The organism is Mycobacterium sp. (genome assembly GCF_965229105.1).
Taxonomy (GTDB): Bacteria; Actinomycetota; Actinomycetes; order Mycobacteriales; family Mycobacteriaceae; genus Mycobacterium.
Genome location: NZ_OZ245858.1, coordinates 2210840 through 2232773 on the forward strand (window position 1 = coordinate 2210840; position 21934 = coordinate 2232773).

Below are 21934 nucleotides of genomic sequence, written 5' to 3' on the forward strand. Positions count from 1 at the left end.
GGCATCAGGCAGTATCGGTGACGTGACACTGGTTCTGCTGTACCTCGTCGTCCTCATCCTGGTCGCCGTCGTGCTGTTCGGCGTCGGCAGTCTGATCTTCGGCCGCGGTGAGCGCCTGCCACCGCTGCCCCGCGCCACCACGGCCACCGTGCTGCCCGCCTCCGGGGTGGTCGGGGCCGACGTGGAGGCGGTCAAATTCACCCAGGTACTGCGCGGTTACAAAACCAGCGAAGTCGACTGGGTGCTGGACCGCCTCGGCCAAGAGCTCGACTCGCTGCGTGCCGAGCTGACGATGCTGCGTGGTGACGTTCCTGCCGAGCTTGCCGACGACGTCTCCGCCGGTGAGGTCGGGCAGTGACCGCCCCGGACGACGGGCGGGTGCGCTGCGGCTGGGCTGTTTCTGCTTCGGGAACTGACTTGAGCCTGTACCGCGACTACCACGACCAGGAGTGGGGCCGCCCGCTGCACGGCCGTATTGAGCTCTTCGAACGGATGAGCCTGGAGGCCTTCCAAAGTGGACTGTCGTGGCTGATCATCCTGCGCAAACGGGAGAACTTTCGCGCAGCCTTCGACGGTTTCGATATCGAGAAGGTGGCCCGATTTGGGGATGGCGATGTCCAACGGCTGATGGACGACACCGGCATCGTCCGCAACAGCGCCAAAATCGCCGCCACCATTGCCAATGCGCGCGCGGCAATCGATCTCGGGACTGATCTGTCGGAGTTCCTGTGGTCCTTTGCGCCGCCGTCGCGGCCACGACCCAAACAGATGTCGGACGTACCGGCGGTCACCCCGGAGTCCACCGCGATGGCCCGCGAGCTCAAGCGCCGCGGGTTCAAATTCGTCGGGCCCACCACCGCCTACGCGTTGATGCAGGCCACCGGAATGGTTGACGACCACGTCCGATCCTGTTGGGTCCCGAGCGCACAAACGGGGGCCGCATAGCGATCGTCCGGAGGCTCACCAGCCCCCCAGAACCGGGTCTTGCACACGCGTCGCATGCGATAGGGAACAATGGGGGAGTGAAGTGGCAGTTCGGTGCCGCCGGTTTCAACGGGCGGGCGGCCCAGGCGCCGCATCCCGTAGCGGCGGGTCAACTCAGATTTGGAGGGAGCACTCGATGGCGGCCATGAAGCCCCGGACTGGCGACGGTCCTCTGGAAGCAACCAAGGAGGGGCGCGGCATCGTGATGCGGGTACCACTGGAAGGCGGAGGCCGACTGGTCGTCGAGCTGACACCGGATGAGGCTGCCGCATTGGGCGATGAGCTCAAGAATGTGACCAGCTAGAGCTTCTTGTGACACCTAGCCCCGCGCCTCGGCGCGGGGTTCGTGTTGGGTGGCCACCGCCCCGGTAGCGCCCGCTACTAGGAGATCGCGCGGTAGATCTCGAGCGTCTGCTCGGCGATATGCGCCCAGGAGAACTCGTCGATACACCGTTGACGGCCGGCCACTCCGTACTGGGCAGCCTTCTCGGGATCGGCGACCAAGGCGTTGACGGCGGCGGCCAGGTCCGCCTCGAAACCCCGCGGATCCTCGGCGTCGTAATGCACCAGCGATCCCGTTTTGCCGTCGTCGACCACCTCGGGGATGCCTCCGACGTCGGAGGCGACGACCGCCGTCGAACAGGCCATCGCTTCCAGATTGACAATCCCGAGCGGTTCGTACACCGATGGGCAGACGAAAACGGCTGCGGCAGAAAGAATTTCGCGAATTTTGCCGATGGGGAGCATTTCCCGCACCCAGAAAACGCCGGTCCGTGCCTTGGCCAGCTCCTCTACCGCGTTGGCTACCTCTGCGGCGATCTCCGGGGTATCCGGGGCGCCCGCGCACAGCACCAGTTGAATCTGCGGATCGAACTTGTGCGCCGCCGCCACCAGGTGCGCGACACCCTTCTGCCGGGTGATCCGGCCAACGAATGCCACCACTGGGCGCGTCGGGTCCACCCCGAGATCGCTGAGCACTGAGTCGCTGGGGTCGGGCGCTACCGGATACCAGGCTGTGGTGTCGATACCGTTCTTGACCACATGCACCCGGTTCGGGTCGAGCGCCGGGTAGACGCGCAGCACGTCCGCGCGCATCCCCGAGCTCACCGCGACGACAGCATCGGCGGCTTCCATCGCCGTGCGTTCCACCCACGACGACACCCGGTAACCGCCGCCGAGTTGTTCGGCCTTCCACGGGCGCAGCGGTTCCAACGAATGCGCGGTGACCACATGCGGGACGCCGTAGAGCATCGACGCCAGGTGACCCGCCATCCCGGTGTACCAGGTGTGCGAGTGCACGACGGACGCCTGGGAGGCGCTGTTGGCCATCACCAGGTCCGCTGACAGCGTCGATAACGCCGCGTTGGCATCGGCCAGGGCCGGGTCCGGTTGAGCCAGGATCACCCCCGGTCGAGGTGCCCCCATGCAGTGCACATCGACCTCGCACAGCCGCCGTAATTGGGCTACCAGTTCGGTGACATGCACGCCGGCTCCGCCGTAAACCTCAGGCGGATACTCCCGAGTCATCATCGCTACCCGCATGCGCACGACGGTAGTAGTCGCGGCGCGCTACCGCAGCTTTGTGCACAAGGTGACGCGAATTTGGCTACTCGCCGCGCCAAATACCTTGACGGACAGTCCGTCAGACCGCAGAAGAAGTGATGCCAATCGGGCCGTTGCCCTAGCCGCAGTCCGCGGTGGCCGATAGGTTTGTCGTATGAGGGAAGCGCCACACGTGCTGGGTATCGTCCTGGCCGGCGGGGAGGGCAAGCGGCTGTACCCGTTGACGGCCGACAGGGCAAAGCCCGCGGTTCCTTTCGGCGGTGGCTACCGGTTGATCGACTTCGTCCTGTCAAACCTGGTGAACGCGAGATTCTTGCGGATCTGCGTTCTCACGCAATACAAATCGCATTCGCTGGATCGCCATATTTCGCAGAACTGGCGACTGTCGGGGCTAGCCGGTGAGTACATCACTCCGGTGCCTGCGCAGCAGCGCCTCGGCCCGCGTTGGTACACCGGCTCGGCGGACGCCATCTACCAGTCGATGAACCTGATCTACGACGAAGACCCCGACTACATCGTCATCTTCGGTGCCGATCACGTGTACCGGATGGATCCCGAGCAGATGCTGCAGCATCACATCGATACCGGCGCCGGGGCGACCGTCGCGGGTATCCGGGTGCCCAGGGCCGAGGCATCGGCGTTCGGCTGCATCGACGCCGACGAGTCCGGCCGGATCCGTGGATGGGTGGAGAAGCCGACCGACCCGCCCGGTACGCCGGATGATCCCGAGATGACGTTCGCGTCGATGGGCAACTACATCTTCACCACCAAGGTCTTGATCGACGCGATCAGGGCCGACGCCGACGAGGACCACTCCGATCACGATATGGGCGGCGACATCATCCCGCGCCTGGTCACGGACGGCATGGCATCGGTGTACGACTTCAACAACAACGAGGTGCCCGGCTCCACCGAACGCGATCACGGCTATTGGCGTGACGTCGGTACCCTCGATGCTTTCTATGACGCCCACATGGATCTGGTGTCGGTGCATCCGGTGTTCAACCTGTACAACAAGCGCTGGCCGATCCGCGGCGGCTCGGAGAACCTGGCCCCCGCCAAGTTCGTCAACGGTGGGTCCGCGCAGGAATCGGTTGTCGGTGCGGGCAGCATCATCTCCGCCGCCTCGGTGCGTAACTCCGTGTTGTCGTCGAACGTGGTGATCGAGGACGGCGCCATCGTCGAGGGCAGTGTGCTGCACCCGGGAGTTCGGGTCGGCCGCGGCGCTGTGGTGCGTAAGGCGATCCTGGACAAGAACGTTGTCGTCGGACCGGGTGAGATGGTCGGCGTCGACCTGGACAAGGACCGTGAGAAGTTCGCAGTGAGTGCAGGCGGGATCGTCGCCGTCGGCAAAGGCGTCTGGATCTGAGCCTCGGCAATTTTGACCGAAGCGCGGGGGAGACGAAGTCCGACGATCGCACGCGTGACACCGATTCCACCGAAACATTTTTCGATGCGCTGTGCCTGACGGCCCAGTCCCTGTTCGGGGTTGAGCGGGCGTTCATCTGTCTCGACGACGGCACCGGCGATCCCGAACCCGTGGCAGCCGAGATCCTCGCGGCGCTTGGCCAGCCCTGGCCCTGTCCCCGAACGGTATTGATCGTCGAGGATGCCCTGCGCGAGGCCGAGCTGGCCCAGCATCCACGGGTGGTCGCGCCTGGCGGCATCCGATTTTTCGCCGCCGCACCGATCTTCGGCCAACCGGGTATTCCGGCTGGAGTGCTGTGCCTCACCGACACCGTTGCCCGCGCTGTTGACCAGGACCGCCGCCGCCGACTCGACGACCTAGCCACGATCGCGTCCGCGCGCCTGCGCGCACAATTCCAGAAGCGCGCGTTGGAAGAGCAGGTGACGCTGTACCGGACACTGGTCGAGAACTCGGCGGACACCTTGGTCCGAGGTGGTCTCGACGGTATTCGGCAGTATGTGTCGCCCTCCCTGCGTTCGCTTCTGGGCTTCGGGCCGGAGGAACTGGTCGGCACCAGGGCAAGTGGTTTCGTGCATCCGGACGATCTTCCCGAGTTCACCGCGATGATGCGCGGTCTGATGGACGGCAGCATCGGCAGCTTCACCACCGAGCACCGACACCAGCACAAGGACGGCTCCTGGGTCTGGCTGGAGGCCTTCGTCCAGGCCACCAGGGACCCCGTCACCGGTGAACAGGACGGCTATGTCACGTCGGTGCGGGGGACCGCCCGCCGCAAGGAACTTGAGACCCGCCTGGTGCACAGTGCCTCCCACGACCCACTGACCGAGCTACCGAACCGGGCGCTGTTGTACGAACGGCTGGACCTGCTGCTGGCCAATGCGACGGAATTCGCGTTGTTCTGCCTGGACCTCGACGGATTCAAGCAGGTCAACGACAGGTTCGGGCATGGAGCCGGCGATGCCGTGCTGCAGGATGTGGCGCACCGGCTCCGATCCTGCGTGGACAGCGGAGACACGGTGGCGCGCCGTGGTGGGGACGAATTCGTCGCGATCCAGGTCTGCTCCGCGACGCAGCCCGAGGCCGCGATCACGTTGGCGCAACGCATGATCCGCGAAGTTGCGGCGCCGATGGACCTCGACGGCGTGCCGATCAATATCGGATTGAGCGTCGGGATCGCCTTCGTCCCCGGCGCGGGTACGGACGTTGATGGTGTGCTGCGAGCCGCCGACGCGGCCCTCTACCGAGCCAAGCAGGCGGGCAGAAACGGGTACCGCATCTTCGGTAGGGAGTGAGCCGGATTCAGCCGGCCGGTGCTCGTTTACGCCGTCGCCTGCGCCACAGTCTGACCACCCCCAACGCCAGCGCGACGATGATGACGAGCACCAGCACTGGGACCAGTAGCGCGACGATCACCAAACCGACGCTGGCGATATCTTCGATCGTCGACAGCACCGGGGCCGCCACCCCGGCGGTGGCCACGTTGGCCGCGGGCCGGACCGCGGATTTCGTCAGGTGCACCGCCAACGCGATGACGACGCCGATCGCCACGGGTATCCATTTGCCCGACTGGGCGAATTCACCGGGGTCGGCGACGGCCGCGGTCTGAGCGGCCGTACCTGAGCCGAACACGATGCCGCCCGCGGTGGGCCGGACGAAGGTCTGGATGGTGTCGTTGACCGAATCCAGCGCAGGCACTTTATCGGCGATGACCTCGACGACCAGCAGGACAGCGACGATGGTCAGCACCCAGCCGTTCTCCAGCCACGACCACCCGTTCGGTAGCGACACCACATCGGTGAAGCGGGCTGCGAGGCCGAGCAACAGCATGGGGATATAGGCATTCAGACCCGCAGCGGTCGCCAGCCCCAGCCCCGTCAGCAGCCCCTCCACGCTGTTCAGTATGCCGCCGCAACCTCACCACACGTGAGGAATCAGCCGGTAACGCACGTGCGTGCGGTAGTCGCGGTAGCCGTCGAGCTCGTCGGTGAGCAGCTCCTCCTCGTCGACGATCCGTAACGCAAGCGCCAACAGGGCGGGAATCACGACGAGCAGGCCCCAGACCGAATCCAGCGCAAGGGGCGTGCCCAGCATCATCACCAGCGCGCCGACGTACATGGGGTGGCGGACGATGCCGTACAGGCCAGAGGACACCAACGGCTGGCCGTCTTCGACGGTGATAGTCGCTGCGGCGTAATTGTTCTGGATGACCACCAGCTGTGCGAGGGTGAGCCCGATCCCAACGAGCGCAAAGCCGATCACGGTGACCGGTGTCGGCACCGACGACCAGCCGAACCGATGATCAAGGGCGCTGACCACGAGTAGGGCCACCACCATCGCCACGGTGGCCGCGATCGCAATCCGTTGCCGCGGCCTGGTTTCGGCGGTCGGGCCGGCATGCAGGCGCCGCGCCAATGTCTCCGGTTTGCAGACGGCGAGGTACATGCTCGGCCCCATCGTCGATGCCGTGAACACTGCGATGAAAACCCACGCCTGCCAATAGTGGAACGTCCACGCGGGCAGGAACAGCGCCACGCCGAAGAACAGGATGCCGAAGACCATCGACACGACGGACTGGATGACGAGTTTCATGGCTGTCCTCCCTCAGGTGGAACTAGCGCAGGTCGCGGCGTTGAAAAGTGATGACGCCCAACGTCATCAGGGCGACATCGGCGGTCAGCAGCCAGAGCAGGGGGGCCGCGGTGAAATCGGTGCCGATGCGCGGCGTGTGTGCGAACGGCCCGAGGTCGAGCAGCCACTGCGGGGCGCCGGCCAGTGAGCCCAGCAGGTACAGCGCAATGCACCCGACCAATACGCCCCAGGCCACCGGGGTGAATCGGGGCAACACACCGAACAGGGCGACTGTCACGGCCGCGAGCAGCCAGACCACTGGCAACTGCACGGCAGCGGTGGCCAGCACCGTCGGCAGCTTTCCGCCGATATCGTGCGCCGCCGCACCGTAGGTCAGCCCCGTGACCAGTCCGGCGATCAGCATGGCCAGGCCGGAGCCGAGCACCGCAATCATCAGATGACTTGCCAGCCACCGTATTCGGCTGACCGCACCGGCCAGCACCGGTTCGGCATGTTGACTCGATTCCTCCTGATGCAACCGCAGCGTCAGCGAGATGGCAAACGCGGCCGCCACCATGCCAAGCATGGTGAACGCGACGGTGATGAACGCCTGCTCCATGGCGTCGGTTCCGCCCAGGCGTGCGACGATCTCGCGGGCTACACCGCTATCGCCGATCTCGCTACCGACACCGTTCACGACGCTGCCGACCAGCAGTCCGTAGATGCACAACCCAATCGTCCACAGGACAAGCGCGCCACGGCTGAGTCGCCAGGCCAGCCCTAGCGGCCCGCTCAACGTCGGTGCCGCCGCTGGGCGGCCGAGCCGTTCGGCGATCAGGCCCGCGCCCACATCGCGGTGGGCCAGCAGTCGGTAGGCGAGCAGCGTGAGTAGCACGCTTGCCGCGATATGCAGTCCCAGGATCCAAAAGTGGTCCCCGGCAAATGGTTTGACCTGTAGCGACCAGCCAAGCGGTGACAGCCAGGACAGTGTGCCTGCACCGGCATCACCCACGGCGCGCAGGGTAAAGGCCGCTGCCAGTACGCCGAACGCCGCACCCCTGGCGAACCTGGCGCTCGGTGAGAGCTGTGCGGCGACTGCCGCCACCGCGGTGAACACCAGCCCCGAACCGATCAGGGCGAAGCCGAAGGCGATCGACCCGGCCGCCGGGATATCGAGGGTGAGCAAGCCGGCGATGCCGATCAGACCGGTCAACAACGTCGCACCCGATGTCAGGAGCAGTGCTGCGGTCAACGCGGCATGACGGCCCACTGCGGTCGAGTCGATCAACTCGGTGCGGCCGGTCTCCTCGTCGGCGCGGGTATGCCGGATCACGGTGAGTATCACCGCTACCGCGATGAGCAGATGGAACATCCCGGCCTTCCAAATCCCCACGGCGCCAAGGCTGTCGTTGTAGATGTTGCCGTAGAGCGCCCGTTGCGCCGGGCTGGCCATGATCGACGCCGCGAAGTTGGCCCGGTCGGCGTCCGTTGGGTAGACCGCGTTCACGCCGCCGACGTACACCGTCGACAACGGCACCGACAGCAGCAGGATCCACAGGGGTGCGACGATCCGGTCCCGGCGCAGGTTCAAGCGCAGTAGCCCCAGCGTGCCGGCGAAATTCCCCGTGCGCGCCGACGTGCGATGAGCGGGCCGCGGTGGGCGGTCCAGTGTGGCGGTATTCATGCGGGCACGCCCTCGGGGGAGGGGCCGGAAACTCCGTAGTGGCGCAGGAACAGATCCTCCAGCGTCGGCGGTTGGCTGACCAGGTTGCGCACCCCGGCATCACCGAGCACCCGGATCAGCTCGCCGATGCTCTCGCTGTCGACTTGCGCCCGCAGGGTGTGGCCGTCGAAGCTGATATCGGTGACGCCGGTGATGCGGGCCAGATCGCCTGGATCCCGCACCATTTCGGCCTTGATCGAGGTCCGGCTCAGGTGCCGCATGGACTCCAGCGTGCCGCTCTCGACGGTTCGGCCCGCCCGGATGATGGTGATCCGATCGCATAGCGCTTCGGTCTCGGCGAGGATATGACTGGACAGCAGGACCGTGGTACCGCGATCCCGCGCTTCGGCGACGCACTGCTGGAAGACGTTCTCCATCAACGGGTCGAGGCCGGAACTGGGCTCATCCAACAGTAGTAGGCGAGCGTTCGAGGAGAAAGCCGAGACCAGAGAGACCTTCTGGCGGTTGCCTTTTGAGTAAGTGCGGGCCTTCTTCCGCGGGTCGAGGTCGAAACGTTCGATCAGCTCCGCGCGTCGTGTGGTATCGATACCGCCACGCATCCGGGCCAGCAGGTCGATGGTTTCCCCGCCGGTCAGCGTCGGCCAGAGCGTGACATCGCCTGGCACATAAGCGATCTGTCGGTGTAGCGAAACGGCATCGCGCCACGGGTCGCCACCGAGGAGGCGGATCTGCCCACCGTCTGCCTGAGCCAGGCCGAGCAGGATCCGGATGGTGGTGGATTTGCCGGCACCGTTGGGTCCAAGGAAGCCGTGCACCTCACCCTCGTCGACGGTGAGGTCGAGTCGGTCCAATGCCCGCACCGCGCCGAAGGATTTGGTCAGTCCGCGGACCTCGATGGCCGCGCGGCCGGTCGAGGAGCGGTCACGGTTTGGCCGAGACGTCGTTGTCATGGTTGTCTCCTGGGGTTTCTGCCGATTTCTCTTGTTGAGCCACGAAGGCGTCGTACATGGTGGGGTCGGTCAATAGGCCGTTGGTGTAGATCTCGAGGGCCGGCAGCATCATGTCGTTGCTGTAGTCGCGCAGCACAGCGCGCAGATCCGTTGGGGTGTCGTGCATCTGCAGATACAGCAGGAAGCCGCCGCCGCCGATGATACCCAGGAATTTGGCCCTGGCTTTGGGGTCGCGGCTCGGCTTGATCGTCCCGGCCCGGACACCGTCTTCGAGATACCCCTCGGTGTTGCCGATCATCTTGCGCCACAACGTCTTCGCCAGGTCGCCGCCGGACTGCATGCTGCGAACCAGATAGGCGATCATCGGCGCGAACGATTCGATCTCGGCGACCTGGGTCAGCCAGGTGGCCGGATCGTGGGACTGTAGCGCCTCGGATTTTTCGCTGCGGATCTCCTCGGCGATGTAGTCGTCGCAGACCCGCAGGAGTGCGTCCTTGGAGCCGAAATGGTGAATCACCAGTGCCGCACTCACCCCGGCCGCTTCCGCGATGGCGCGCAGGCCCACGTCGAAACCGTGCTGACCCACCTGCTCGATGGCCGCATCGCGGATGCGGGCGGGGGTGGTCTTGTCGGCGTGGTCCACTGAACGCATGTTCAGCATGCTAAACGTGTGTTCAGTGTGCAGTCAAGGGGGTGGCCACCCAGGAATGCGACAGAAAAGTTCGATCAGTACCCGGGGTCGGGTGGCGCCGATTTCCGGTAGACCCGCCAGCGCAGCTCGATCGGGGAATCATCGCGCGGCACGTCAAAGACGTCCTGGCCGCTGACCCACTGCTCGTACCAACTCGTCTGCGGCCATGCGCCCTCGGGAAGGTGTGCCTTCTCGAAGTCGTAGACCGAGACGTCGTCGATCAGTTCCAGGGCCAACCCGGTTGCGGCCATTGCGATCTCGTCCTCGGTGAAGATCGAGGTGTAGAACTGCTGCCCGAGTTCGCGGGCCGCGTCGTCGGGCTGGTAACCGGGTTTGGGCAGGAACGCGTTGAAGACCAGCTGCCCGCCGGGGGCCAGGCACTCGGCGGCCAGTTCGAAGACACTGCGCACCTGCCGCGTCGTGCGGAAATCCGATACCACTTCCGAGAGCAGGATCAGCTGGTAATCGCGGCGCAGGTCGAGGGCAGAGGTGAACACGTCACCTTCGAGGACGTGCACGTTGAGCGATTCGCGCGCAGCGTCAGCTGCGATCACCTCGGCGAACTTCGGCGTCAGCTCGACGGCATCGACGGGGTGTCCGCGACGAGCCAACGCCAAGGCGTTGCGCCCGGTGCCGGCGCCGATGTCGAGGATCGGGTGAGCGGCGGGGTCCGTTGCTTCATTGGCCAGCGCCAAGACCCGCGCGTCCGGTTGGCTGCCGAACAGGGGTGGCTCTCTAGTGCTGAGCCACCGTTCATAGGCCTCTTCGAGCGTGGACCATTCGGTGGTGACTTCGTAATTCAGCACTGACGCCGACGGCGCTTGATAGGAAATGTTGACGGTCGCCCTGGGCGAATTGCTGTACGCCACAGCGAGTTGCTGCTCCAGCACCGACCTCAGATGAGCGAGCTCCTCGTCGCTGAACATCCGTCCGAGGTCGGCGAACACAATGCCGCACATCGTCACGTAGTCATCGATCATGCCGGGTACCGCTGGCAAGCTGATGCGGCCCTCCACCGCGGAACGTCGGTACAACCGTCGGGTCATCGACTCGCGCAGCGGCGCGGAACTTTCGTGCTGGTGGTTGCCCATCGGTACCTAGCTACCCGAATTCGGCACGGTTTATCAAGGCCGGCTCAGTCCCGGGCCGCCGCGAGGATGCCATCGCCGAGTGGGACGAGCACCGGCGTGAACCGTTCATCCTCGGCGATCAGCCGGGCCGCTTCCCGTACCGCGGTCACTTCGGCGTCCTGTGCAGCCGGGTCACCCGCGCGTCCGCCGAGCGCCGCGCGGTGCACGACGATCACACCGCCGGGCCGCAGCAGCCTGATCCCTTCGATGACGAAGTCCGGCTGATCGAGCGGTTCGGCGTCGATGAAGACCAGATCGTAGGACCCGTCGGCGAGCCGGGTGAGCACCTCCTGGGCGCGGCCGCTGATCAGCCGGGTGCGCGACGGGCCGATACCGCCCTGGACGAAGCCCTGTTTGGCGATCCGCTGGTGCTCGGGTTCGATATCGATGGTGGTGAGTACCCCGTCCACCCGCATCCCCGAGAGCAGCCACAGCCCGCTCACACCTGCGCCGGTGCCGACCTCCACAACGGCTTTGCCGCCGCTGAGCCTGGCCAGCATCGACAGCAAAGCCCCGACGGCCGGGGTGACGGCCCCGGCTCCGATGTCATCGGCACGTTCGCGGGCGGCGGTCAACACCGCATCCTCGGAGATCGATCCCTCGGCGTGGGCTACCAGCGATTCGGCCACACTGGCCCGACTCTGGCCGGGCGATTCATCTGCAGAGGCCATTCCCGCAGCGTAGAGCCAACCCCTGGCACGGCTGGGCAGGCGCGCCCGATTCCAGGGCCGCGCCTCGCCGAGACGACACGCCGGAAGTAAGGACCGTCACCTATTCGTAATGTGCGCTATCGCCGCAGGACAACCGGCCTGACGCACGCTTTCTCAGGAAAACCTAAGTTTGCTCATATGCGCGCCACACGCCGATAGACAACGGTATGGCGCATGGAACGTGGCGGCTTTCGGGCCGGGAATAGCCCAGAGCATCTCCATGTTGTCCGGAGCAATGACCTGCCGGCCCGATTCGGCAGTCCTGACCAGGAGGGTCTGACGACCGACACAACGATGGTCCGCACGAATATGCCCAACCGCGAGCTGATCGAGGACTCGGGATGGGTAGAGCCGTCGGAGGAACTGCAGGGAACTGCGGTTTTCGACGCCACCGGCGATATCGCCTCGATGCCGTCGTGGGATGAGCTGGTTCGCCAGCACGCCGACCGCGTGTACCGATTGGCCTACCGTCTCTCCGGTAACCAGCACGACGCGGAGGACCTGACGCAGGAAACCTTCATCCGTGTGTTCCGGTCGGTGCAGAACTATCAGCCGGGGACGTTCGAGGGGTGGCTGCATCGCATCACCACCAACCTGTTCCTGGACATGGTCCGCCGTCGCAGCCGCATCCGCATGGAAGCGCTGCCCGAGGACTATGACCGCGTGCCCGCCGACGAGCCGAACCCCGAGCAGATTTATCACGACTCCCGGCTCGGGGCTGATCTTCAGGCCGCCCTTGACTCGCTGCCACCGGAATTCCGTGCCGCTGTTGTCCTGTGCGATATCGAAGGTTTGTCGTACGAGGAAATCGGCGCGACGCTGGGCGTGAAGCTGGGCACCGTCCGCAGCCGCATCCACCGCGGGCGCCAGGCGCTCCGCGACTATTTGGCAGCACATCCACAGGACCCGGGTTTCGCCGCCAACTCGGCGTAACTATTTCCTGCTGTCTTGCAGTGTCCAGTGCCCTTTGGCGCGCTACATTCGAAAGAGGCGCAGTAGCGCATGTCAGATGGAGATCTGAGATCAGTCACGATCAGCCAGGAAAGGGGGCCGGTGATGTTCGACCGGGGACATGTGTTCCGTCGGGCGTTCTCCTGGCTACCCTCCCAGTTCGCGTCGCAGAGCGACGCACCGGTCGGGGCCAGGCGTTTTGGCTCCACGGAGCATCTCTCGACCGAGGCCATCGCCGCCTTTGTCGACGGTGAGCTGAGGATGAACGCCCACCTGCGCGCCGCCCATCACCTTTCGATGTGTGCGCAGTGCGGCGCCGAGGTGGAGGCGCAGAAGCAGGCCCGCACCGCGTTGCGGGACTCTTGCCCGGTCAACATTCCCAGCACGCTGCTGGGCATGTTGTCGCAGATTCCACACGCGCCGATCATCCCGCCTGATGACGCTGTGGGACCGCTGACCGGCGAATTAGCCGACGACGCAACTCGTAGTCGGCGTCGTCGCCGGTAGGGTGGAGCGTGCCGGACCCGGCCCAAGGGTCGGGCGCATGCGCTAGGAAGAGCCCTCGCTGCAGAAGAGGATGATTTGAGTTCCAATCAGGACAACTCCGCCCAGGGGTCGGCTGGCCCTCGCCTGGCGCCCCGTCCCGTCTCTCGACCGCCCGTTGACGACGCCTCCCGCCGCACGTTCGGCAGGCCCGACGGTGTCGACGGATCCTTCGTGGCTGCAGATCTGCGGCCGAAGAAGTTCCAGGACGGCGGCGAGTACGAGCCCCGCGACCAACCGCCGGACCCTGTCTTAGAAGAGGCCTTCGGCCGGCCCTACCTCGGTGGCGAGTCGCTGCAACGCCACCCTGTCGACGCCGGTGCGCTCGACGCCGAAAGGGATAAGAGTCTCGACGAGCCAGACGACCCGTGGCGCGACCCGGCGGCACCCGCCGCACTGGGCACCCCGGCCGTCGCCCAAGTGGCCCCTGAGGTCGTCAGCGGGCCCAGCGGCAAGCTCGGCGTGCGCGACGTGCTGTTCGGCGGAAAAGTCTCCTACACCGCACTGGCGATCCTCGGGGTCGTGGCTCTGGTGATCGGACTGGCCGGTGGCTGGGTCGGTCGCAAAACTGCCGAAGTCGTCGAGGCCTTCACCACGTCGAAGGTGACACTGTCCACCGCCGATAGCGGCGATATGCCCACCGGACGGTTCGCGCAGGTTGCGGCGTCGGTGGCCAACTCGGTGGTGACCATCGAGGCGGTCAGCGATCAAGAGGGTTCGCAGGGCTCCGGTGTCGTCATCGATGGCCGCGGCTACGTCGTCACCAACAATCACGTGATCTCCGAAGCGGCGCAGAATCCCAGCCAGTACAAGATGACCGTCGTCTTCAACGACGGCAAGGAAGCTCCGGCGAACCTGGTCGGCCGCGACCCCAAGACCGACCTGGCGATCCTCAAGGTCGATAGCGTCGACAACCTGACCGTGGCGCAGCTCGGTGACTCCGACAAGGTGCGGGTCGGTGAAGAGGTGATCGCCGCCGGTTCGCCCCTGGGTCTGCGCAGCACGGTCACGCACGGCATCGTCAGTGCGCTGCACCGCCCGATTCCGCTCTCCGGTGACGGATCCGATACCGACACCGTCATCGACGGTATCCAGACCGACGCCTCGATCAACCACGGCAACTCCGGTGGCCCACTGATCGATATGGATTCGCACGTCATCGGAATCAACACCGCAGGCAAGTCGCTCTCGGACAGCGCCAGCGGCCTTGGTTTCGCGATCCCGGTCAACGAGGTCAAGCAGGTCGCCGACGCGTTGATCAAGGACGGCAAGATTTCGCACCCGACGCTCGGCCTGAGTGCGCGTTCGGTCAGCAATGACCTTGCCTCCGGTGCCCAGGTGGCCAATGTGAAGGCCGGGGGGCCCGCCGAGAAGGCAGGCATCCTGGAGAACGACGTTGTGGTCAAGGTCGGCAACCGCACGGTCGCCGACGCCGACGAGATGACGGTTGCGGTACGCCAGCTGCCGATCGGGCAGGCATCTCCGATCGAGGTGGTCCGCGACGGCCGTCATGTGACCTTGCAGGTGACCCCGACGCCGGACAGCTGAGGTGTTCGCCAACCTCGGCTGGGGCGAGATGCTGGTGTTGGTCATCATCGGCCTGGTCGTGCTCGGCCCCGAGCGGCTGCCCGGCGCGATCCGCTGGACCGCCGGAACGGTGAAGCAGGCCCGCGATTACATCAGCGGTGCTACCAGCCAGCTGCGCGACGATCTCGGTCCCGAGTTCGACGATCTGCGACAGCCGTTGAGCGAGCTGCAGAAGCTGCGTGGGATGACGCCGCGTGCTGCGATCACGAAACACCTTCTCGACGGCGATGATTCGTTCCTGACGGGGAATTTCGACGGCACCAACCCACCCAAGAAGGCGATCGACAGCACCGCGGAGAAACCCGCCGATATCATCGTGGCACCCGGTGCCGCACTGCGGTCGCCCGCCGCTCCCGAGTCCGACACCACAGTGCCGCCGGGCGAGCGCCCCACCCCGTTCGACAGCGACGCCACCTGATTTCCAGGCCGTTGGTTGAGCGCTGGCGTCGCACATTTCGCACAAATGTCGAACGTGGGTGCTATGTCAAAGTTGCCGGTTGACGATCTCGGCGAACCGAACTATCGACGGGTGGTGTCCAGTCCCAACGACATCCCAGCCAACCCACGCCGTCGCGATGACAGGCTGTCGGCGATCTTCTGCAATTCCTTACCGGCCGCGGAATCCGGTGCGCTGAGTACCAGCGGCACCCCGGAGTCGCCCGCGGTCACCAGCGCTGGATCCAGCGGAACCTGGCCGAGCAGCGGCACGTCGGCGCCGACCACGCGCGACAGCGACTCCGCAACCCGCTGACCGCCACCTTCACCGAAGATCTGCATCGTCGATCCGTCGGGCAGGACCAGGCCGGCCATGTTCTCCACCACGCCGGCGACCCGCTGGCGCGTCTGCAATGCAATCGCTCCGGCCCGCTCGGCCACCTCGGCGGCCGCCAGCTGCGGGGTGGTCACCACCAGGATCTCGGCGGTGGGCACCAGCTGGGCGATCGAGATCGCGATGTCGCCGGTGCCGGGTGGGAGGTCGAGCAACAGGATGTCGAGGTCGCCCCAGTAGACGTCGGCGAGGAACTGCTGCAGAGCGCGGTGCAGCATCGGTCCGCGCCAGACCACCGGGGTATTGCCCTGGGTGAACTGGGCGATCGAAATCACCTTCACCTCATGGGCGATCGGCGGCAGGATCATCGACTCGACCTGGGTGGGACGCTCGTCGGTGCCCATCATGCGCGGCACGGAGTGGCCGTAGATATCGGCATCCAGCAGACCGACCGACAGTCCGCGTGCGGCCATGGCGGCGGCGAGGTTGACCGTCACGCTCGATTTGCCGACGCCGCCCTTACCGGAGGCCACTGCGTACACCCGGGTCAGTGAACCGGGCTGGGCGAACGGAATAACGGGTTCAGCCGCGTCACCGCGAAGCGATTTGCGCAGCTCAGTGCGCTGTTCGTCGTTCATCACGCCGAGGGAGACCTTGACGGCGCCGGTGCCGGGGACATCGGTGGCGGCCTTGGCGACGAGGTCGGTGATCTCAGTCTTCTTCGGGCAGCTGGCCGTGGTCAGCAGGATCTCGATGTGAATACCGGCGTCGGGTCCGACCTCGATGGCCTTGACCATATTGAGTTCGGTGATCGGTTTCCGCAGTTCAGGGTCGATCACCTTGGCCAGCGCGGACCGCACTGCCGACTGGAGTTCTGTGTCGCTCATATCAACGCACAGTCTAGGCGTCGGGGTCAGGCGGCTGGACCGGGCGGCGGTCCCAAGGGGAGCTGCGCAGCGGGAACCGGCTCGGGCGCCGGCGGCGGGGGCGGTGCGAAGGGGTTGAACGGCGCCGGAGCTGGGGGCGGTAGCCCGGGCAGGCCCTCCGGGGCAGCCGGCACCGCGTCGGGTGGCGGCACGAACCCCGGCGGGAACGCATCGGCAGGCTGCGCCGGTGGCACCGGCGCGGAATTCGAGCTGATGCAGAAGATGACGCAGGGCGCGGTGAGCGGCGTGGTGTCCGCTGGACCGGCGGCAGGTCCCGGGGGGACCGGCAACCGGTTTGCGACATCGGACTGGCCGAGGCTGAAGATCGAGAACTGGGACAGCGGATCCCCGGCGGGCAGTCCGATGGCGCTGACCGGCAGCCCGGGACCCAGGCCCTCGGGGTTGTCCAGATGCGCGTCGCCCATGGCTGGGATGGGACCGTTGATCGGCGGCAGGTCAACGGGCGCGACGCCGGTGGCATACGCCCCCGCCCAGCCGAGCACATTGCGCGCGTAGGCGACCGAGTTGTTGTAGCGCAGGATCGCGGTCATCACCTGCGAGGGATCGCGCAGGTTCAGGTTGCCGCTGCACAGGTAGCGGGCGGCGGCCAGCGCGGAGTCATAGAGGTTCTGCGGGTCGGCCTTACCGTCACCGTCACCGTCGGAGGCGTACCGCGACCACGTGCCCGGCAGGAACTGCATGGGCCCCATCGCCCGCGCGTAGTTGGTCCGGCCGGCTTGGCTGCCCGCCACGATGATCTCGTTGCCGGGCAGGGTGCCATCCAGGGCGGGACCGTAGATCGGACGCACGGGGTTACCGCGGGCGTCGGTGGCGCCGCCGTTGGCGTGCATCGACTCGATCCGGCCGATACCGGCCAGCAGGTTCCAGCTGATACCGCACGCGGGATACGCGCGGGCCATCATCATCTCGGCATTGCGGTAGGCGCTCAGCGCCATCGCGGGGATGCGCAGCGCACCGGGTGAGGTCACCACGACCGCTGGCGGCGGGGCGGCCTGCGTCGAGGCGGCGATATGGAAGTTCGTCGGTGTCCGGCGGACGGCGATCACCGTCGGCCCGTTCATCTCCGGGGGGACCGGGGCGACGGCCGCCAGTGGCGTGACATCCGCATCGCGGACGGGCGGTGCGGTCGCCAGGCCCGCGTTCGTCGGGCCGGAAGCGCCGACCGCCGCAGCGAGGATGAGCGGGGTGATGACCGCGATCCCCAGAGCGGGTCCGCGGGCCGCCTTGGACATCTGGGTCCGGGCAGAATTCACCGCACTCGCGAGGGTCGGGCGGGCGCCCAAGCCTCTCCCTATGCGCACGCGACCGCCCTTGATTTTGTGACCCGTTGGAAACCCGGTTGAGACCTGTGAACCAAGTCACCATACATACTCTTGTGACCCCTGTGGCAACAATGGTCCCTGCTGTTTGCGCCCCGGCGGTCAGACCTGATTCTCGGGTTCCGCGACGTCGGCTGGGTCGTCGGATTGTCCGCTCGGTTGACTGAGGTCACCGGCCGGTTGCGGGGTGCTCGTTTCCCTGGCTTCGGCTTTGTGTCGCTTGGACTTCGGCGGCTTGGCAGGCTTGTCCGGCTGCATCGCCGTCAGCATCTCGCGCAGCTCTTCGAGTTCACGCCGCAGGTAGTCGCGGGTGGCCACCTCACCGACGGCCAACCGCAGGGCCGCCAGCTCACGGGCGAGATATTCGGTGTCGGCCTTGGTCTGTTGCGCCCGACGACGGTCCTCGTCCAGGGCCACCCGGTCGCGGTTCTCCTGGCGGTTCTGTGCCAGCAGGATCAACGGCGCGGCGTACGCGGCCTGAGTCGAGAACGCCAGATTGAGCAGGATGAACGGATACGGATCCCAGCGCAGATTCACCGCGGCCAGGTTCAGGATGATCCAGACGATGACGAAGACGGTCTGGATCAGCAGGTAGCGACCAGTTCCGAGGAAGCGGGCAAACGACTCGCTGAGCCTGCCCGCGGCCTCAGGATCGATGTTGATGGCGAAGCGCCGTGAGCTGCGCGGGGTGTCGAGGCGCTGGCGGGCGGAGATCTCGCTCATGTCGCAGCTTCTGTCACGGGTAGCTCTGGTTCATCTTCGCGTTCCCGCCAATCGTGGGGCAGCAGGTGATCGAGAACGTCGTCTACGGTCACCGCGCCGAGGAGATGGCTCTCTTCGTCGACTACCGGTCCGCAGACCAGGTTGTAGGCGGCGAAGTAGCGGGTCAGGGCCGCCAGCGACATCTCGGGGGTCAGGTTGGGCAGGTCCTTGTCGATCATCCCGCTGACCAGTGAGGCCGGCGGTTCGCGCAGCAGTCGCTGCAGATGGACGCAGCCCAGATATCGTCCGGTCGGGGTGGCCGTCGGTGGTCGCGCCACAAACACCAGCGATGACAGCGCGGGGGTCAGGTCCGGGTCGCGGACCCGGGCCAGCGCTTCGGCGACGGTGGTGTCGGGCGCCAGCACCACCGGCTCTGATGTCATCAGACCGCCCGCGGTGTCGGGCGAGTGTTTGAGCAGCCGCCGGACCGGATCCGAATCCTCGGGATCCATCCGGGCCAGCAGCACTTCGCGCTCGGTCGGGTTCAATGCACCCAGCAGATCGGCCGCGTCGTCGGGATCCATCGCTTCGAGCACGTCGGCCGCACGTTCGGTCTCGAGCTGCATCAGCAGATCGGTCTGGTCGTCCTCGGGCAGCTCCTGCAGGATGTCGGCCAGGCGCTCGTCGTCGAGCGCGTTGACCACCTCGTTGCGGCGCTTCGGCGGTAATTCGCGGATGGCATCGGCGACCTCGACGGGCCGCTGATCCTCGAACTGGTGCAACAGCTGTGCCACGCCCTGGCCGGGCATCGCCAGGGCCGACGGGGTCAGGCCCTGCACGTTCTGCCATTCGACGACATAGACCGAGGTCCGTCGGCCAAGTCGGCGGTGGCTGCGCACCGCCACCCTGGTGACGATCCAGTCCCTGGACCGAATCTGCTCGATACCCAGATCGGTGACGACGACGTCGACGGCTTGGAGCTGCGTGAGTTCGGGATCGTCGACGCGGACCCTGGTATCGAGCACCTGCCCGACCACCAGCACCTCACCTGGGCGCTGAGCGAACCGGCGCAGTGAGACGTTCGCGGTGATCAACGTCACCGCATGCGGCTCGATCGCCGTGACCCGCAGGATCGGTACGAAAATTCTTCGGCGCGTGAGCAATTCGACGACCAGACCCAGGACCCGAGGCTGCTGGCGCACGATGCTCATGCTCACGACGACGTCGCGAACGCGGCCTAGCGACTCACCGTCGGGTCCGAGGACCACCAGACCCGCGAGGCGAGCCGCGTACACCCTGTTGACCGACGACATGACACAAAGGGTAGGAGTGAAACCGTGAATTCCGCTTATCGACCCCGTCGAACCTGCTTATCGGTACCTGGTAGTAGCCGCAAGATGATCGATAAGGCCAAGGGGCTGCCCGCCGACGAGATCTTCCTCGACCTCGAGGATGCCGTTGCCGCCGATGCCAAAGCCCACGCTCGTGACACGGTGGCCGCCGCGCTTGCCGAGCCGGGCTGGGGCGGTCAGTTGCGCGGGGTACGGGTGAACGACTGGACGACGCCGTGGACCCATCTCGACGTCATCGCCGCAGTTTCTGCCGCGGGCGCCGAGCTGGATGTCGTGGTGTTGCCGAAGGTCACCGACATCGCCCATGTACAGGCCCTGGATCTGTTGCTGACGCAGCTGGAGCTCGCCGGCGGGTTGGACGTTGGCCGCATCGGTATCGACGCGCAGATCGAAGATGCGCGGGGTCTCACGCTGGTCGACGCAATCGCCGCGCACCCGCGTGTGCATGCGCTGGTGCTCGGGCCTGCTGATCTGATGGCCAGCCTCAACATGCGCACCTTGGTCGTCGGTGAGCAGCCGGAAGGCTATGACGTCGGTGATGCCTATCACCACATCCTGATGAAGATCCTGATCGCCGCGCGGGCCAACGGGATTGCCGCCATCGACGGGCCCTACCTGAAGGTGCGCGATGTGGCGGCGTTCCGACGGGTGGCGGGCCGCTCGGCGGCGTTGGGCTACGACGGGAAGTGGGTGCTACACCCCGACCAGATCGCGGCGGGCAACGAGATTTTCAGTCCCCGCCAACAGGATTACGACCACGCCGAGCTGATTCTGGAGGCCTACGAGTGGCATACCTCGTCGGCTGGTGGATCCCGCGGCGCGGTCATGCTTGGCGACGAGATGATCGACGAGGCCAGCCGCAAGATGGCGTTGGTGATCGCCGGTAAGGGCCGGGCCGCCGGAATGGCCCGGCTGGCCGAGCCGTTCAGCCCGCCCAGCTCGTTGTCGCGCTAGCTACCTAAGACCCCGAGGAGCATGAAGCCCAAGCCGAACAGCAAGGTGGCGGCGCTGACGAGGACGGCGGCCAGTGCGATGCCATGACCCGCCTGGCCGGTCTGCCTGGTCTGGCCCATGGCGACGAACCCCAGCACCAGGGCGATCAGCGACGGCAGGAAGCACATGCAGGCGGGGATGCCGATCACCGCAATGACCAGCGCAGCGATCGCCTGGCCGTTGGTACCGGTCGGATGTACCGGCCGGTAGGGGTCATACGGGGCGGCGAACTGGCCCGGATACAGCGGGTAGGGCGCCGGATAAACCGGCGGGGGCAGGGCCGGGTAGCCCGGCGGATACGGCGGCGCATACGCGGGCGGGACGTTCTCCAGCGGCGGGTACTCGATACCCCGCTGCGGCGGGTCTGGCTCGGGTGTGGTCATCGGCTCAGGCGTCAGCGCAGCGCGAAGATCATCCAGACGATGCTGATGGTCAGGGACGCACAGCCGACCACCACGCCTGCCATGGCCAGGTTGTAGCCCTGCTGCCCGGTCTGCTTGATCTGTCGAAGCGCAATCCAGCCGAGCACGATCCCGACGATGGACCCGACACCGCACAGCACGCCGATCACCGATGCCACCAACGAGCCGATGGCCAAGGTGTTGGTCCCGGCCGGCGGTGGCGGCCCGTAGCCGCCGGGGTAGTTCGGTGGCGGGTAGCCGGCGTAGTTGGGCGGGCCGTAGTTCGGTGGCGGTGCGCCGTATTGGGGCGGCTGTGGAGGATAAGAGGGCGGGGGATAGGCAGCGCCATACCCCGGGCCATACCCCTGGGCGTAGCCCGCCGGGTCCTGGTATCCGGGCGGCGGATATCCGCCGGACTGCGGGGGCGGGTAGCCGGCCGGCGGCGGGTAGCCAGGCGGTGGGTAACCCGGCTGCGCATAGCCCTGCGGTTCCGGCGGGGCCTCGTATGCGGGCTGTTGCGCCGCCTCGATCGGCGGTGCCTCGTATGCGCCCTGAGGCAGGTTCGCATCGGACCCGTCCGACGGCTCCTTTTCGGCCTCGTCGTGCGGTTTCTCGCCGGAGTCGCCGCCGGGAAATGTCATGCTGATCAACCTAGCGTATG

General features: G+C 66.3%; 24 protein-coding genes. 10 read left to right on the forward strand and 14 right to left on the reverse strand.

Annotated elements, in window-relative coordinates; genetic code table 11:
• Positions 1–22 precede the first annotated feature (22 nt).
• The 3 genes from ADBZ9O_RS10675 (at position 23) to ADBZ9O_RS10685 (ending at position 1288) form a co-directional block, all read left to right on the forward strand.
• Positions 23–358 carry a DivIVA domain-containing protein gene (locus ADBZ9O_RS10675; protein ID WP_526530964.1) on the forward strand — a complete coding sequence of 112 codons (336 nt, stop codon included), beginning with the start codon at positions 23–25 and terminating at the stop codon, positions 356–358.
• Positions 355–945 carry a DNA-3-methyladenine glycosylase I gene (locus tag ADBZ9O_RS10680; protein WP_526530966.1) on the forward strand — a complete coding sequence of 197 codons (591 nt, stop codon included), beginning with the start codon at positions 355–357 and terminating at the stop codon, positions 943–945. Before ADBZ9O_RS10675 ends, ADBZ9O_RS10680 begins: the two co-directional genes overlap by 4 nt.
• A 175-nt stretch (positions 946–1120) precedes the next feature.
• Positions 1121–1288: a DUF3117 domain-containing protein gene (locus tag ADBZ9O_RS10685; protein ID WP_005059648.1), complete on the forward strand. Its 168-nt coding sequence runs from the start codon at positions 1121–1123 to the stop codon at positions 1286–1288.
• A gap of 77 nt (positions 1289–1365) precedes the next feature.
• On the opposite strand, the gene glgA is transcribed toward ADBZ9O_RS10685, so the two are convergent.
• Complete coding sequence (gene glgA / locus ADBZ9O_RS10690; protein ID WP_526530968.1) at positions 1366–2526, reverse strand: glycogen synthase; 1161 nt, start codon at positions 2524–2526, stop codon at positions 1366–1368.
• Between the two features lie 175 nt (positions 2527–2701).
• Here glgA and glgC point away from each other — a divergent pair, with 175 nt between their 5' ends.
• Both glgC and ADBZ9O_RS10700 read left to right on the forward strand, forming a co-directional pair.
• Positions 2702–3916: a glucose-1-phosphate adenylyltransferase gene (gene glgC, locus ADBZ9O_RS10695; protein WP_526530970.1), complete on the forward strand. Its 1215-nt coding sequence runs from the start codon at positions 2702–2704 to the stop codon at positions 3914–3916.
• Between the two features lie 110 nt (positions 3917–4026).
• Complete coding sequence (locus ADBZ9O_RS10700; RefSeq protein ID WP_526533046.1) at positions 4027–5268, forward strand: diguanylate cyclase domain-containing protein; 1242 nt, start codon at positions 4027–4029, stop codon at positions 5266–5268.
• 7 nt (positions 5269–5275) lie between these two features.
• Here ADBZ9O_RS10700 and ADBZ9O_RS10705 read toward each other — a convergent pair whose 3' ends face one another.
• The 7 genes from ADBZ9O_RS10705 to ADBZ9O_RS10735 all read right to left on the reverse strand — a co-directional run bounded on the left by ADBZ9O_RS10705 (position 5276) and on the right by ADBZ9O_RS10735 (position 11670).
• A complete protein-coding gene (locus ADBZ9O_RS10705; RefSeq protein WP_526533048.1) occupies positions 5276–5803 on the reverse strand; it encodes a DUF4126 family protein in 528 nt (175 codons plus the stop codon).
• Between the two features lie 87 nt (positions 5804–5890).
• Complete coding sequence (locus ADBZ9O_RS10710) at positions 5891–6565, reverse strand: methyltransferase family protein (RefSeq protein WP_526530972.1); 675 nt, start codon at positions 6563–6565, stop codon at positions 5891–5893.
• 22 nt (positions 6566–6587) lie between these two features.
• Positions 6588–8228 (reverse strand): ABC transporter permease, encoded by a 1641-nt coding sequence (locus ADBZ9O_RS10715; protein ID WP_526530974.1) that lies wholly within the window; start codon positions 8226–8228, stop codon positions 6588–6590.
• Positions 8225–9178, reverse strand: coding sequence for an ABC transporter ATP-binding protein (locus ADBZ9O_RS10720; RefSeq protein ID WP_526530976.1), 954 nt, complete (start codon positions 9176–9178; stop codon positions 8225–8227). Before ADBZ9O_RS10720 ends, ADBZ9O_RS10715 begins: the two co-directional genes overlap by 4 nt.
• A complete protein-coding gene (locus tag ADBZ9O_RS10725) occupies positions 9150–9830 on the reverse strand; it encodes a TetR/AcrR family transcriptional regulator (protein ID WP_526530978.1) in 681 nt (226 codons plus the stop codon). The genes ADBZ9O_RS10720 and ADBZ9O_RS10725 overlap by 29 nt, the downstream gene beginning before the upstream one ends.
• 74 nt (positions 9831–9904) lie before the next feature.
• Positions 9905–10960 (reverse strand): class I SAM-dependent methyltransferase, encoded by a 1056-nt coding sequence (locus tag ADBZ9O_RS10730; RefSeq protein WP_526530980.1) that lies wholly within the window; start codon positions 10958–10960, stop codon positions 9905–9907.
• A 44-nt stretch (positions 10961–11004) separates the two neighbouring features.
• Positions 11005–11670 (reverse strand): O-methyltransferase, encoded by a 666-nt coding sequence (locus tag ADBZ9O_RS10735; protein ID WP_526530982.1) that lies wholly within the window; start codon positions 11668–11670, stop codon positions 11005–11007.
• A gap of 333 nt (positions 11671–12003) precedes the next feature.
• Here ADBZ9O_RS10735 and sigE point away from each other — a divergent pair, with 333 nt between their 5' ends.
• The 4 genes from sigE to tatB all read left to right on the forward strand — a co-directional run bounded on the left by sigE (position 12004) and on the right by tatB (position 15208).
• Positions 12004–12642, forward strand: coding sequence for an RNA polymerase sigma factor SigE (gene sigE / locus ADBZ9O_RS10740; RefSeq protein ID WP_526530984.1), 639 nt, complete (start codon positions 12004–12006; stop codon positions 12640–12642).
• Between the two features lie 123 nt (positions 12643–12765).
• A complete protein-coding gene (gene rseA, locus ADBZ9O_RS10745; RefSeq protein ID WP_526530986.1) occupies positions 12766–13167 on the forward strand; it encodes an anti-sigma E factor RseA in 402 nt (133 codons plus the stop codon).
• A gap of 75 nt (positions 13168–13242) precedes the next feature.
• On the forward strand, positions 13243–14751 hold the full coding sequence (gene htrA, locus ADBZ9O_RS10750; RefSeq protein WP_526530988.1) for a serine protease HtrA: 1509 nt from the start codon (positions 13243–13245) through the stop codon (positions 14749–14751).
• A 1-nt stretch (position 14752) separates the two neighbouring features.
• Entirely contained in the window at positions 14753–15208 is a 456-nt protein-coding gene (gene tatB / locus ADBZ9O_RS10755; protein ID WP_526530990.1) for a Sec-independent protein translocase protein TatB, read from the forward strand.
• Between the two features lie 101 nt (positions 15209–15309).
• Here the strand turns inward: tatB and ADBZ9O_RS10760 are convergent, their stop codons facing one another.
• From ADBZ9O_RS10760 to ADBZ9O_RS10775, 4 genes are all read right to left on the reverse strand, one after another.
• Complete coding sequence (locus ADBZ9O_RS10760; RefSeq protein WP_526530992.1) at positions 15310–16446, reverse strand: P-loop NTPase; 1137 nt, start codon at positions 16444–16446, stop codon at positions 15310–15312.
• Between the two features lie 26 nt (positions 16447–16472).
• Positions 16473–17807, reverse strand: coding sequence for a lytic transglycosylase domain-containing protein (locus ADBZ9O_RS10765; RefSeq protein ID WP_526530994.1), 1335 nt, complete (start codon positions 17805–17807; stop codon positions 16473–16475).
• A gap of 120 nt (positions 17808–17927) precedes the next feature.
• Complete coding sequence (locus tag ADBZ9O_RS10770) at positions 17928–18548, reverse strand: DUF1003 domain-containing protein (RefSeq protein WP_526530996.1); 621 nt, start codon at positions 18546–18548, stop codon at positions 17928–17930.
• Positions 18545–19840: a magnesium transporter MgtE N-terminal domain-containing protein gene (locus ADBZ9O_RS10775; protein WP_526530998.1), complete on the reverse strand. Its 1296-nt coding sequence runs from the start codon at positions 19838–19840 to the stop codon at positions 18545–18547. Before ADBZ9O_RS10775 ends, ADBZ9O_RS10770 begins: the two co-directional genes overlap by 4 nt.
• A 24-nt stretch (positions 19841–19864) precedes the next feature.
• Here ADBZ9O_RS10775 and ADBZ9O_RS10780 point away from each other — a divergent pair, with 24 nt between their 5' ends.
• Entirely contained in the window at positions 19865–20833 is a 969-nt protein-coding gene (locus ADBZ9O_RS10780; RefSeq protein ID WP_526531000.1) for an HpcH/HpaI aldolase/citrate lyase family protein, read from the forward strand.
• On the opposite strand, the gene ADBZ9O_RS10785 is transcribed toward ADBZ9O_RS10780, so the two are convergent.
• Together ADBZ9O_RS10785 and ADBZ9O_RS10790 are read right to left on the reverse strand one after the other, a co-directional pair.
• The gene (locus tag ADBZ9O_RS10785; protein WP_526531002.1) at positions 20830–21255 is read right to left on the reverse strand and encodes a DUF4190 domain-containing protein; all 426 of its coding nucleotides are present in this window, start codon (positions 21253–21255) and stop codon (positions 20830–20832) included. The two genes, ADBZ9O_RS10780 and ADBZ9O_RS10785, sit on opposite strands and share 4 nt — an antisense overlap.
• An 11-nt stretch (positions 21256–21266) precedes the next feature.
• The gene (locus tag ADBZ9O_RS10790; protein ID WP_526531004.1) at positions 21267–21914 is read right to left on the reverse strand and encodes a DUF4190 domain-containing protein; all 648 of its coding nucleotides are present in this window, start codon (positions 21912–21914) and stop codon (positions 21267–21269) included.
• Positions 21915–21934 lie beyond the last annotated feature (20 nt).